The organism is Proteiniphilum sp. UBA1028 (assembly GCF_002316955.1).
In the GTDB taxonomy this organism is placed as follows: domain Bacteria; phylum Bacteroidota; class Bacteroidia; order Bacteroidales; family Dysgonomonadaceae; genus Proteiniphilum.
Genome location: NZ_DCEN01000049.1, coordinates 177,243 through 190,249 on the forward strand (window position 1 = coordinate 177,243; position 13,007 = coordinate 190,249).

Below are 13,007 nucleotides of genomic sequence, written 5' to 3' on the forward strand. Positions count from 1 at the left end.
TGAAAGGAAATGCGCAGCATCTGCGTATCCTCCAGCGCCTCAATATTGTATTTGGAAGGTGTTTGTGTGAAGAAACTCTCCAGGTCACTGATCCAGCTGTTGTCCATCCTGATCTGGTAGATGTGTTCTGCTCCTTTTGAATCGATATAAAAAGAGCGCAAGCAGCCTGTGGTAATGAAATATAAGTATTTGCAGGTTTTGCCGGACACCAGCAGGGCTCCCTTTTTCTTTATGGAACAGGGCTCAAAAGCAGACAGGATAACCGACTCATCTTCCGGAGTTATTGCCGTCCACTTTTTAAAATAATAGAGCAGCTTGTTGTCTCCTCTCTTTTGTGTTCCGGTCATAGCGATTTGTAAAATTGCAGTTCGTGACGCAGTTGTGCGATCTCCGATTGCAGGGTCTGCACTCTTTTAAGCATATGGCGAAGGGCGTCTATTCCCTCCACGTTGATGTCCATCTCATAGTACCATCGGATAAACTGTTCCAGATCGGAAAGATCGTCGTATTCAATAAATCGGTCCTCCTCCAGGTCAATCACCCTGATCAGGCCCACCGCGTGCAGTGAAGCGATAAAAGACTCTTCTACCTCGTAAATCTTCAGGCACTCGCTGTATCGTAATCTATTCCCATTCATTGGCTTCTTAATTTAGAAAGTTGGGTAAACAGCTCTTTTTCTTTGTCAGAAAGATGTTGAGGCACCTGCACCTTCAGTGTCACGTACAAGTCGCCATAGTGTCCCTCTTTTTTATATACGGGGAACCCTTTGCCTTTCAGTCGCAATTTTGTATTTGGCTGTGTGCCTGGTTTGATGGTCATTTTCACCTGCCCCGTGAGCGTCTCTACCATAATTCCTCCGCCAAGTACTGCCGTGTACAGGTCGACTGGCACTTCGGTATACAAGTCATCGTTGAGACGTTTGAAAACAGGGTCATCCCCAATTGTGAAGGTAATATACAGGTCGCCGTTGGGTCCGCCATTCACCCCAGGCTGTCCGTAGCCTGCCAGTTTAATCTTCTGTCCGTCGGATACCCCTGCCGGAATGGTGATGCGTACATTTTTACCGTTTATTGTCAGTGTCTGTTGTTGTGTTTGCATAGCCTGACGGAGGGTCAGGCGCAACTCAGCCTGATAATCAGCCCCCTTGAACCGGTTGCGGCTGCCGGCACTTCCCGATTTCCGATTAAACCCGCTGCCAAACATGGAGTGGAAAAAGTCCGAAAAGTCATCATCTGAAAAATCTCCTTCGGTATAAAATGTTTGTCCCTCCCCGCTACTCCACTGTTGTCGGCCTCTTTGCTGCTGATACTGCTGTTGTGCCTTCTCATACTCCTCCCCATGTTTCCAGTTTTCGCCGTACTTATCGTATTTGGCCCGTTTTTCAGGATCGCTCAACACCTCATTTGCTTCATTCAGCTCCTGAAACTTTTTGTGCGCCTCTTTGTCGTTCGGATTCAAGTCGGGATGCAGCTTACGCGCCAGCCTACGGTAAGCTTTTTTAATATCCTCGGCCGAAGCATTTCTGCCGACTCCCAGAATCTTGTAATAATCAATGTATGGCATTTTCTATAAACAGTTTACAAACGGACCGGCATCCTGAAGCTTTTAGTGAAGCACATGATGCACACTAATTTTAACAACTGTTTTTCATAAATGTTCACCGTCTGAAATCCATGTTCGCAATGAGTAAAACGGGCTTCAATCTTCAATCCTTTTTGCAAATGATCAATGCCTGTATGTTGTTACCCTTTATAATCACAATACCCGGTTCTATCGCGGTGAAATATTCTACTCCGAAAGAATGCACTTGTCTTTGTGTTTCCGTGTAGGGTATCGAATGTTGGGGCAAAGCTCCAAAGCCCTTAAGTGTATCGAAATAGTTTCCTCCTCCATTGCCGGCAATATCGATGGTTTTGTACGAAAAGATTTTGTTGCTTGTTGTGTTGCTTACGATATTTGCCTGAACCCATTCTGTAAAAAGATGCTGTTTTGGAATGCCGGTAACAGCTGCAGTCGCTTCGAGCCCCAGCAATGAATGCGTTGCCATGTCGTGAATGGCCTGCGGTCCAAAGCGATCGTATAAATAGCTCATCCATAATAACCCCATGCCGTAGGAGCCGTAAATGTTCTCATTCACATATTCCATTTGCACAAGGGATATGGGTGAAGGGTTATTCTGATAGGCAACAATATTTTCCCACATCAGATAGTCGCCGTTTGGAAGTCCGTATCCCGAAAGTATTTCTGATAGTAGCGCCTTACCCTCTTCAACGGGTACCGATTCTTTTGCTACATGGTAACGGAAGTTCACCATATGTTCAAATTCGTGTGAGAGAATGGGGCGCCATTTATCACTAAAAAACGGAGTTTTGCTGTTATATAGCCCGGGGTTGAGATAGAGCACATTCCGATAGTTCGAGTAGGGATTGTCAGTCGACGGAGGTAGCTGGTCCCTGTCGTTAAAAAGGCCGGTAGAGGTACCGTTTGGATTCAGCTCATCCTCCATGCCGCCATTAAAGGCAAGAGGCAGCAGTATGGCAACCCGCGAACTGCTGTTGATGATGGGAGGAGATCCAAAGTTTTTAGTAACAACAGGATAAGCTACTTTGTCGAATTGCGCTGCAATTTCTTTTGCATCTTCGTGGGTAATCAGGCTTGAATTTTCATCCACGTATACATCGCAATAGGTTCCGACTGCTTTGAGTACAGCTCTGAACTGCACGCTTGAGATATCCGGGAAAGTGGAAAGGTCAGACATATCAAAAGTCCAAAAAGTTTCGACTCCGCCACCTTCTGTGTTTCTTGTCTCCCTGGTGGCATACTCAGCAAGGTCACGACTATGAGAAGGCTGAGACGAAGAAGCCGAAAGATTATAAAAATCGGGAACCAGGCTGTAGGGTAGATTCACAACGTCATTATCGTCGGTGCTACGGGAGGCTCTTGTTATGGTTGTCTGAATCGTGTATGGATATGATTGTTCCGTTTCGGAGGCAGTACTGAACACAGCCACCACATCACCCCGATTTACCTTTGCACGAGCTTCCCCGTGAGTCCATTTGACGGGATACACGCCCGGTGCTATCACGGCCGTGTGTACCGACTGAAGTGTCTCTTCGTTTTCACTGCATGAAATCATTGTCATAAAAGCAACCAGAAGTATCCATGCACGGTGCGATAATTGAGAATATGGATGCTCGTCATCATTGGTACATCGGATTGTTAGGAACTTAGTCATGATACATGTGGCGTTAAAATTCGTTGCTCAAAAGTAAAATAAATATTCTGCAGCACAATGAGTCAGATAGAATATCTTTTGGAGATGCATGCAACAGGGTTATCGAATACCGGGTTTGTAGAGAAGTGAAAAAGAGCAGCTCACACGTTACCGTACCAAAACTAAATGCAAAACTCTGCTTTTAGTCGGTATAGCTTCGAATATTCGCCTAATATCGCTCCAATATACTCCCAATATATTCGGAACTGAAAAGGAGGTTTTTGGATAAATCAAGGAACAATTCAGGATCATACAGGCGAATTACCGGAAGACAAACGAACTCATATTTAGAATTCTGGCAAAAGATCGTTTACTCTGTTTTTATAAATAAGTAACTATCAGTGAGCAGTTAAGCGTATCTTCCAAAATGAGACACTCTGTCAACAACAAAAAAACGGTTTAACGGGAGGGATCTCCGGCATAATACTTCGGCTTCAATAAGCGGTATGCTTCGCGGGCAAATCCTTTTGCATCCGGAAAGTGATGATAAGCTGAACAGACGGTGATCGTGTCGAACGTCTGATCCAGAAAAGGGGTCTCTTCACAAGGAATCACATCAAAAAGAAATTCAGGATATTAGTTTCTCGCACAGTCTTTCATATATTTTTTGCTATTGATCAGTGTGGACAATTTGTATGCGATTCCCCGAGATTTAGTTAAATATATATAAAATATGTGTGTTTATTTTTTTAAATAAAATAGATTGGTTTATTTTGGGCAACCAATGACTGGTCAACCAATTTGTTTTTGACCGGCTAAAGGTGAGAATTATTGAATTGAAAAACTATACTTATGAAAACTAGCAGTGAAAATTTTTTATTGGAAGAGGAAATCTTGTGGGAACCTGCAGGAGAAGGCATGAGAAGACAAATAATGGGATATGATGGTCAGATTATGCTCGTTAAAGTAAAATTTAATGAAGGAGCTATTGGCTATGAACATGCACATTATCATTCACAAAGCACATATGTTGTAAGTGGTGTCTTCGAATTTGTAGTGGACGGAGTTAAACAAATAGTTAAAGAGGGTGATGGTATTTACATAGCTCCAAATGTACTGCATGGCGCAAAATGTCTGGAGGCTGGTACTCTAATTGATGTATTCAGCCCTATGAGGGAAGATTTTCTAAAAAAATAAAAATCTCACTGCATGAAAATTAAAGGTTTAAGATGGTGGATTATCGGACTCATCATGGTAATTACCATCATTAATTACTTAGATAGGGGTACTCTGAATTACATGTGGATTGCCAATGTTGAATATTGTTTAGTTGATGAGCTAGATGATTCTGATTCTTATCAAGCGTTATATTCACCGATTACAGATAGTTATTTATTAAAGAACTCCAGGGGGAAAATTGTCGAAAAGAAATCAGATAAGATTCATTTAAAGGAAGATAGTCAAATTGTTACAAACAGAGAAGGAATCGCCTATGATCTGAAATTTATTTCGGAAGAATTGAGTGAAGCGGAAGCTTCCAATGAGGCAAAAAATATTCTCGGTACCATAACCATCTTTTTCATGATAGCTTATGGTATAAGTCAACTCTTTTCAGGAAAGCTGTACGATAAAATTGGTACGAGAAAAGGATTTACCACTTCAGTATTAATATGGAGTAGCGCTGATGCGTTGACATCATTAGCAAGAGGTAAGGTCTCATTGACATTTTTTAGAATGATGTTAGGCTTGGGCGAAGCAGGACCATGGCCTGGCACAACTAAAAGTAACGCAGAATGGTTCCCTCAAAAAGAAAGAGCTTTTGCACAAGGATTATTTAACGCTGCTGCCTCATTCGGATCTATTCTTGCACCTATTATCATATTAATGCTTTATTTGACAGCGGGTTGGAGATTTACGTTTGTTGTGGTTGGCGGCTTAGGTTTGTTATGGCTTATTCCATGGCTCATAATTAATAAGAAAGGACCAAAGGAGCATCCATGGATAACTGATAAAGAAAAGAACTATATACTTTCCGGACAACCGGAAGCAGATACCACAATGATTGATAAAGGAAAAAGTTTAAAGGAATTACTCAGTAATAAAAAGAACTACTCGGTGATACTTGGAAGATTCTTTCTGGATCCAATTTGGTGGATGTATGTGACTTATTTACCCATGTATTTGACATCACAATTTCAATTAAATATAAAAGAACTGGCTTTCTCTGCGTGGGTTCCATATTCGGGAGCTATGATTGGGAGTCTGTTAGGAGGTTGGTTTTCAGGTTATCTAATTAAAAAAGGGAACAGTGTAAATAAATCGCGAAAGATTGCTTTTTTAACAGGCGGGCTAATCATGATTCCAGCAATAATAAGTTCTGTATTAACTAAAGATGCATTTATTGCTATCATTCTGATGGCATTCGTTTTAGGTGGATATCAATTTACAATGACAAATATTCAAACTTTACCGAGTGACCTTCACTTGGGAAAGTCTGTTGGATCGTTAGCCGGCTTAGGCGGAGCCGCTGCTGTATTAGGTACAATTATTGCAATTTTATTTGCAGGGAAAATAACAAGCTGGCCATTACTATTCGGACTTCTTGTTGTATTAGTGCCGCTATCGCTTATTTCCATATTTGCAACAGTTGGAAAAATTGAACAAATAAAAACAACTAATAATTAATAAGTTAAAGAATAAAAAATTATGAGATTAAAAGGTAAAACGGCTATTGTGTCGGGTGGAGCAAGAGATTTAGGACGTGCAGTGTCTGTTAAATTAGCATCAGAAGGAGCAAACGTCGTAATCAATTATTTTGATAGTGAAAGTGATGCCAAAACTACATTAGAATTGGTGCAAAAGGCAGGTGGAAACGGCATAATTGTAGAAGGTGATATGACAAAGGCTGCAGATATAAAAAATCTCGTAAAAAAAGGTGTAGAAGCTTTTGGGAATGAGGTTCATATATTAGTCAACGTTGTAGGAGGGATTTTTGGAAGAAAGAAAATAACCGAACAAGATGAAGAATGGTATAATCTTTTGATGGATACTAACTTTAAGAGCTGTTGGCTTCTTACAAAAGAAGTTGTTCCTTATCTAAAAAGCGGTAGTTCAATTATAAATTTCTCCTCTTTAGCTGCAAGAGACGGTGGAGGGCCGGGTGCTTCATTGTATGCTACATCAAAAGGTGCTGTGACGACTTTTACACGTTCAATGGCGAAGGAGTTGGGTCCCGACGGTATAAGAGTGAATTCAATCGCTCCGGGAACCATTGCTACTTCTTTTCATGATAGATTCAATACTCCTGAGAACAGAGAAAGAATGATAAAGGGAGTATATCCTCTCAGAAGAGAAGGTGATGCAGGAGATATTGCAGATTTAGTTGCTTTCCTGGCATCTGATGACTCTGATTACATAACTGGAACATGTATTGATATAAACGGGGGTATGTTCTTCAGTTAATGATTTTGTAAATTTCAGTATATAATAAGTTCGGTATAATTTAATTTGCAATTAAAATTATACCGAACTGTTAACCAGTTCATTAATCGAAATGAAAAATCTAAGCACATTACACCCATTGATCCTCATATTACTTATTGTTGTTGCCTGTTCTTCAACAGATGATGTTGTTGAAAACAAGATTGAAGACACTAAACCTGTAAATAATGTGATTGTGTCCACTATTTCTGATTTAAACCATAAGATCAAATCAGCAAAACCAAGTGACACTATTATTTTGAAAAATAACACTTACAAAGATGTAAAACTTGTACTTCATGCTGAGGGGGAAAGTAACAAACCAATAGTAGTTAAAGCTGAAACTCCCGGGAAAGTATTCATTGAAGGCAACTCAACTCTTCGAATCGGTGGCCAGTTCGTTGAGGTACACGGACTGGTATTTCGTAATGGGTATGGTAAAACGATATGGGAATTCAGATCAGAAAGTAACAAGTTGGCCAATAACTGTAGAATTACGAACTCTGTAATTGATGGATATAATAATTCAGATGACAAAGAGGTTGAGAGATGGGTCCTGTTATATGGGAAGAACAACAAAATAGATCATTGTTCATTCAAAGGTAAAGAAAATGAGGGAGTATTGATGGCTGTGATACTTGATGAGGGTAATAACAATAATCACATAATCGAGAATAATTATTTCGGTAATCGCTCAGTATTAAAACATGCAAGTAATGGTGGTGAGATTATTAGGATTGGCGACTCATCCACCTCTCATCAATCATCAGAAACCATTGTGAGAAACAATGTTTTTGAAAATTGTGACGGTGAAACGGAAATAATCTCCGTTAAATCATGTGATAATAAGCTGTTTCGTAATTTTTTTATTGAAAGTGCTGGTGCCTTAGTTCTTCGTCATGGTAATCGAAACTTAGTAGAGAAGAATGTATTTATAGGCAAAAATAAATCAGGATGTTCTGGAATAAGAGTTATTAACTCAGGTCATATAATAAAAAATAATTTCTTTTCTGGACTGGTAGGGAGTGAACTCCGATCGGCGTTTTCAATTATGAATGCCTTAGAGAATCCAAAGCCCAGTGAGTATCATATCGTAAAAGATGTGCTGATTGAGAACAACACTTTTGTTGAATGTGCAAATGTTACTTTTAATCTTAGACACAGTGATCCGGAACGTTACTCTGTCCAAACTGTTATACCGGAAAATGTAGACTTTCAATTTAATACTTTTTTTAACAATCAAAGGCAATTGAAGTTTAATTTTGCGGATGGAGAAGAAGGGGTTAAAGGGATCAACTTCAAAAGCAATACAATAAATACCAATATATTACTCAATTTAAATGGATTTGATCTGAATGTAGATATGAGTGAGCCAGCTACTCCACAAATATTTTTCCCTTATGGGGTAAGCTACTCATTTTGAATAATATATATAAGAGAGCTATAAAACACTAAAATTCTAATTTACGATGAAATTAAAAGTAACCGAAAAGCTAATTTTCCTGCTAACTGTTTTTTTAAGTTTTAACATTCTTGCGGCTTTGTCACAGGGGTTAGTAGTGAAAGGGATTGTAACAGATAATGCAAATGTACCTTTGATTGGAGTCAATGTCTCTGTAACAGGATCAACAATTGGAACAATCACAGATATTGAGGGTGCATATACGATCACAGTTCCCAGCAGACAGTCAACATTAAGGTTTTCTTACATTGGTTTTATGTCCACGGATATTCCTGTGGAGGGAAGAGCTTTAATAAATGTCGTACTGGAAGAGAATGTGCATGATTTGGAAGAACTTGTTGTTATTGGATATGGAGTGCAAAAAAAGTCACACTTAACAGGTTCAATTTCACAATTTTCAGACGAACATTTAGGAGATTTACCTGTGTCAAGGTTGGATCAGGCACTACAAGGGAAAATTGCCGGGTTGGAAATCAGAAATACTACCTCTGAGGCTGGTTTTGCACCGGAAATACGTGTGAGAGGGCTTGGATCAATTAGCGCCAGTAACGCACCTTTAATTGTTGTTGACGGATATCCTATGCTAGATGGTTTATCCTCTGTGGATATGAATGATGTTCAGTCTATAGAGGTATTAAAAGACGCTGCATCTACGGCAATATATGGTTCCAGAGGCGCTAACGGGGTAATAATTGTTACGACCAAGGCAGGAAGCATAACAAAACCAAAATATTCGGTGAAAGCTTATTCCGGTGTAAAAACATCCTATAAGCTTCATGATTTGCTGGATGCGAATGAATATGTAGACAGATTAATGGATGAAAAAACAAAAGGTGGGGTAGGACCCACCATAAGTGAACTTTCCTGGAAATCTATAGACAACTATACAGATTGGCAAAAAGAAGGTTTAAGAGAAAATGCATATATTAACAATGTACAGTTCAGCTTGTCAGGAGGTTCAAAGTCTGCACGATATTACATTTCGGGTAACTATTTATCGGATCAGGGTGTAATGATTAATAGTGACTACACTAAATTAAATATGCGTGTAAAATTAGACGCAGATCTTTCAGAAAAAGTAAAGGTTGGGGTGAATCTTTCTCCTACATACTCAAAAAGAGAATCCCCCAGTGCAAACTTTACCGATTTTTATAGGACCTATTCCTGGCTTCCTGTTCGTCACACTGCGGCAACTTCTGCGATAACAGGGGAACCGATTGGTTCTTATGCCCATGGCAGACATTTTAATAACAAAGAATACATAGATGCTGACGGGAATGTTTTTGTTGCAAGTCCTTGGGGAACCGGTAATAACAATCCAAGAAGCATCATAGATAATGAGTCGCGCAATAGATACGATTATAGATTAAATGGTTCTATGTATCTGGATTATAATATTCTTGACAATTTAATTTTCCGAACTTCAAATGGTTTTTATGTAAGGTACGAAGATGAGGATATTTATCATAACAAAAATACCAGACGTGAAGGAGATCCAAATTATGCCAGATATACGAACACGCTGTTTATCGACTTATTGAGTGAAAATACGTTGAATTACAGTCAATCGATCGGTGGCCACAATTTCGATATACTGGCGGGGTATACAGCGAATAAGGTACGTGTTAGTAATGCCGGTATACAAGGTACAAATTTCCCTACAGATTATATCAAAACAATAAATGCCGCTTCAGAAATTGCAATTGAAGATGATGGAAGAAGAACTTACACGGACAAAGAAGAAGAAATGCTCTTGTCAGGTTTAAGTAGATTAACTTATAATTATCAGGATAAATATCTTTTTTCTGGTAGTATAAGAACTGATGGAAGTAGTAAATTTGGCCCGGAAAATCAATGGGGTTGGTTTCCATCAGTATCGGCTGGTTGGCGAGCTTCGGAAGAGCCTTTCCTAAAGAAAATTGATAAATTAAATCAGTTAAGGTTGCGTGCTAGTTGGGGAGTTACCGGTAATAACAGCATTCCGAACTATGCAGCATATGACAAACTGCAAAGTGCAAACTACATCTTAGGCGCCGAATCAGTCCTGTATCCCGGACTCGCTAATACTGACATCGTTTTGGCTAACAGGGCAATTTCGTGGGAGCAGACAAGTGAAACAAATTTAGGATTTGACCTTAATGCGTTCAATACAAGACTAAACTTATCAGTAGATTATTACTATTCTGTTACAAAAAGTCTCTTATTCAGACAGCCAACATTGGCAATAACCGGATATCAACAATTCTGGAACAATATAGGCAAAGTGAGAAACAGAGGGATTGAAGTAGAACTGACAAGTTACAACATCAGAAAGAAAAATTTTGAATGGTCCACATCTTTCAATTTTGCAACAAATAACAATAGATTACTACAGCTAGGTGATGGAGAGGAAAGGCTTTTGAGTTATGGGGAGAGAAGTGAAATATATCTTGCAAAAGTGGGCGCCCCCTCAATCCAGTACTTCGGGTATAAGACTGATGGTATATGGATTTCACAGAGCGAAATTGATGAAAGTAACCTGCAAGTTCTTGTCGGTAAGACAGTAAGGCCGGGTACATTAAAAGTAGTTGATCAGGATGCTAATAATATTATTGATGCCAATGACAGAGTAGCGCTCGGCGATCCATTTCCTATGTTTACCTGGGGTATGACAAACAATATCAATTATAAAAACTTTGATTTAACTTTTTCATTTCACGGAGTACATGATGTGACGGTACTAAACGGAGATGCGTATTATCAGGAGACAAAAAAAATAAATAGAGCATTTACTGAAAACCGATATATTTCAGAAGAATATCCCGGTGACGGCAAAACTCCTCATTTGAGTGGTGGTGATGGAATGCAATGGGAGTTAACGGATTACGTGCTTGAAGATGCCTCCTACATTGCTCTTGGAAATTTAATGCTAGGGTATCAATTTCCACGAAAGAGTTTAAAAATGCTAGGATTGAACAATTTAAGAGTTTATCTAACGGCTCAAAATCTCCTTTATTATTGGTATGGTAATTACAGAGGTATAAACCCGGAGGCAAGATACACATCGGGGAATTACTCATCTCCATTGGTAGATGGTTATCAAAGGGGTAGTTTTCCTATCCAGAGAACATTTTCGGCAGGTTTAGAAATTAGTTTTTAATTGATAATATTACATATTCAGATTGTTATGAAAAATATAAAATTAATATTAATAAGTTTTCTTATTCTATTTCTTCATAGTTGTGATTTGAATCTTCAACCCATTTCAGAAATAGGAGAAGGTAGCTTTTATAAAACAACAGATGAAATAAGTGCTGCTGTTATTGCGTGTTATAATGGCTTGCAGAAACCCATGGAAAATGAATGGATGTTGACCGAATTACGTTCAGATAACAGCCGTTTATATAACCTGACTACCACATCAACTGACAATACATTACTGTTTGATTTTGACCAAGCTTCGGTATCCGCTACAAATCAACGAGTCTTTGAATACTGGGAGGCTGTATACCATAATATCGCACGGTGTAATACTGTCTTAAAGGAAGAGTATTTGAATGTGATTACAGAAGATGATATTCGAAATCAGTTTGAGGGTGAGGCTCGCTTTATCAGAGCATACCATTATTTTAATCTTGTCAGGCTATTTGGACCCGTGTTTATTGTTTCTGAAAGGATAAGTGCACAGGAAGCAAGGAGTTATGATAGGAGCCCCATAGAAGATGTGTATGAGTTTATTATCGCTGATTTGAAATCAGCAATTGATAAATTGCCCTCGTCATACTCTGCAGATCAGAAAGGACGAGCTACTTCTTGGGCAGCTAAATCTCTGCTTGCAAAAGTATATATGACGTTGAACAAGATAGATAATGAAACACTTGGTCTGTTAGAAGATATATACCAACACAGTGGTCATGGATTATTGCAAAATTATTCCGATGTTTTTGACATCTCAAATGAAGTCAACAATGAAATTATTTTTGCGATACGTTACCAATCGGGGGGCATCGGACTTGGATCGCCCTTTGGAAACTATTTTGCTCCACAACTTAGTGGTTCAAGTGTGATCAATGCTGACGGTCATGGATACAATTACCCTTCAATGAGTCTTGTTGTTAGTTATGAAGAAGATGATGCCAGGAAAAATGTGACGCTCGCAGAAAATTATGTAAATGAAAGAGGTCAAACAATTGATAGAATGTACGTGAAAAAATATCTTTCGCCGGTACTCTCCAGATATGATGGAGATAAAGATTGGCCTGTTTTACGTTTTTCTGATATAATTTTATTGTATGCTGAAGTATTAAATGAACTGGAAGGTCCTTCTGCGGCATTGCCTTATTTGAATGAGGTTCGCGAAAGAGCAAACGTCTCTGTATTACAAATTGAGGATTTTCCCAGCACTCATTCTATGCGTATGGCATTAGAAAAGGAAAGAAGAATTGAACTTGCTTATGAAAATCATAGATGGTTTGACTTGATACGTACAAATAGAGTATTGGTTGTTCTCAATACTCATTTTAAGGAGGAGGAATATTATTCATTGCTACCTGATGGAATACCTCCAATGACCGAAAGTAGTATCCTTTTGCCAATTCCTCAAAAGGAGATTGATGTTAATCAGCATATTACACAAAATCCAGGTTATTAATATCTTTAAAATATAAAAACGATGAGAAATTATATTTATATGCTTCTTCTACTTCTTACAACGATAGTTTTCATCGCTTGTAATGAAAGTGCCTTGATAGAAGAATTTAAAGTAGAACCTCCTGTAATTACTGAATTTTCACCCAAGTCCGGAGATGTGGGTACAGAAATTACAATTATTGGAGAAAACCTTGATCGTATTGATCAAGTTCAAATTGGCGG

Annotated in this window: 12 protein-coding genes; 7 read left to right on the plus strand and 5 right to left on the minus strand. The window is 38.8% G+C overall.

Going from position 1 to position 13,007, the window contains the following annotated elements:
- The 5 genes from B3Z75_RS09190 to B3Z75_RS14275 form a co-directional block, all read right to left on the minus strand.
- A partial coding sequence (locus B3Z75_RS09190) for a Crp/Fnr family transcriptional regulator (protein WP_294070565.1) occupies window positions 1-347 on the minus strand: 347 nt, incomplete at its 3' end.
- Window positions 344-637, minus strand: coding sequence for a chaperone modulator CbpM (locus tag B3Z75_RS09195; RefSeq protein WP_294070568.1), 294 nt, complete (start codon window positions 635-637; stop codon window positions 344-346). The genes B3Z75_RS09195 and B3Z75_RS09190, both read right to left, overlap by 4 nt.
- Window positions 634-1,563 carry a J domain-containing protein gene (locus B3Z75_RS09200; RefSeq protein ID WP_294070571.1) on the minus strand — a complete coding sequence of 310 codons (930 nt, stop codon included), beginning with the start codon at window positions 1,561-1,563 and terminating at the stop codon, window positions 634-636. The genes B3Z75_RS09195 and B3Z75_RS09200 overlap by 4 nt, the downstream gene beginning before the upstream one ends.
- Window positions 1,564-1,705: 142 nt before the next feature.
- Entirely contained in the window at window positions 1,706-3,142 is a 1,437-nt protein-coding gene (locus B3Z75_RS09205) for a hypothetical protein (RefSeq protein ID WP_294070574.1), read from the minus strand.
- A gap of 531 nt (window positions 3,143-3,673) precedes the next feature.
- On the minus strand, window positions 3,674-3,829 hold the full coding sequence (locus tag B3Z75_RS14275; RefSeq protein WP_414702887.1) for a class I SAM-dependent methyltransferase: 156 nt from the start codon (window positions 3,827-3,829) through the stop codon (window positions 3,674-3,676).
- Window positions 3,830-4,066: 237 nt separating this feature from the next.
- On the opposite strand from B3Z75_RS14275, the gene B3Z75_RS09210 reads away from it, so the two are divergent.
- The 7 genes from B3Z75_RS09210 to B3Z75_RS09240 all read left to right on the plus strand — a co-directional run.
- Window positions 4,067-4,411 carry a cupin domain-containing protein gene (locus B3Z75_RS09210; protein ID WP_294070577.1) on the plus strand — a complete coding sequence of 115 codons (345 nt, stop codon included), beginning with the start codon at window positions 4,067-4,069 and terminating at the stop codon, window positions 4,409-4,411.
- Between the two features lie 12 nt (window positions 4,412-4,423).
- Window positions 4,424-5,899, plus strand: a complete 1,476-nt coding sequence (locus B3Z75_RS09215; protein WP_294070580.1) for an MFS transporter — start codon at window positions 4,424-4,426, stop codon at window positions 5,897-5,899.
- A 21-nt stretch (window positions 5,900-5,920) separates the two neighbouring features.
- The gene (locus B3Z75_RS09220) at window positions 5,921-6,676 is read left to right on the plus strand and encodes an SDR family NAD(P)-dependent oxidoreductase (RefSeq protein ID WP_294070583.1); all 756 of its coding nucleotides are present in this window, start codon (window positions 5,921-5,923) and stop codon (window positions 6,674-6,676) included.
- Window positions 6,677-6,767: 91 nt separating this feature from the next.
- On the plus strand, window positions 6,768-8,117 hold the full coding sequence (locus B3Z75_RS09225; RefSeq protein ID WP_294070586.1) for a polysaccharide lyase 6 family protein: 1,350 nt from the start codon (window positions 6,768-6,770) through the stop codon (window positions 8,115-8,117).
- A gap of 46 nt (window positions 8,118-8,163) precedes the next feature.
- On the plus strand, window positions 8,164-11,295 hold the full coding sequence (locus B3Z75_RS09230; protein ID WP_294070589.1) for a SusC/RagA family TonB-linked outer membrane protein: 3,132 nt from the start codon (window positions 8,164-8,166) through the stop codon (window positions 11,293-11,295).
- 27 nt (window positions 11,296-11,322) lie between these two features.
- A complete protein-coding gene (locus B3Z75_RS09235) occupies window positions 11,323-12,786 on the plus strand; it encodes a RagB/SusD family nutrient uptake outer membrane protein (RefSeq protein WP_294070592.1) in 1,464 nt (487 codons plus the stop codon).
- A gap of 21 nt (window positions 12,787-12,807) precedes the next feature.
- On the plus strand, window positions 12,808-13,007 hold a 200-nt coding region (locus tag B3Z75_RS09240), incomplete at its 3' end, for an IPT/TIG domain-containing protein (protein ID WP_294070595.1).

Excerpts from the sequence above, each read along its gene's own strand:
- B3Z75_RS09195 (WP_294070568.1), bottom strand. The coding sequence starts at position 637 with ATGAATGGGAATAGATTACGATACAGCGAGTGCCTGAAGATTTACGAG.
- B3Z75_RS09200 (WP_294070571.1), bottom strand. The coding sequence starts at position 1,563 with ATGCCATACATTGATTATTACAAGATTCTGGGAGTCGGCAGAAATGCT.
- B3Z75_RS09205 (WP_294070574.1), bottom strand. The coding sequence starts at position 3,142 with ATGACAATGATTTCATGCAGTGAAAACGAAGAGACACTTCAGTCGGTA.
- B3Z75_RS09210 (WP_294070577.1), top strand. The coding sequence starts at position 4,067 with ATGAAAACTAGCAGTGAAAATTTTTTATTGGAAGAGGAAATCTTGTGG.
- B3Z75_RS09215 (WP_294070580.1), top strand. The coding sequence starts at position 4,424 with ATGAAAATTAAAGGTTTAAGATGGTGGATTATCGGACTCATCATGGTA.
- B3Z75_RS09220 (WP_294070583.1), top strand. The coding sequence starts at position 5,921 with ATGAGATTAAAAGGTAAAACGGCTATTGTGTCGGGTGGAGCAAGAGAT.
- B3Z75_RS09225 (WP_294070586.1), top strand. The coding sequence starts at position 6,768 with ATGAAAAATCTAAGCACATTACACCCATTGATCCTCATATTACTTATT.
- B3Z75_RS09230 (WP_294070589.1), top strand. The coding sequence starts at position 8,164 with ATGAAATTAAAAGTAACCGAAAAGCTAATTTTCCTGCTAACTGTTTTT.
- B3Z75_RS09235 (WP_294070592.1), top strand. The coding sequence starts at position 11,323 with ATGAAAAATATAAAATTAATATTAATAAGTTTTCTTATTCTATTTCTT.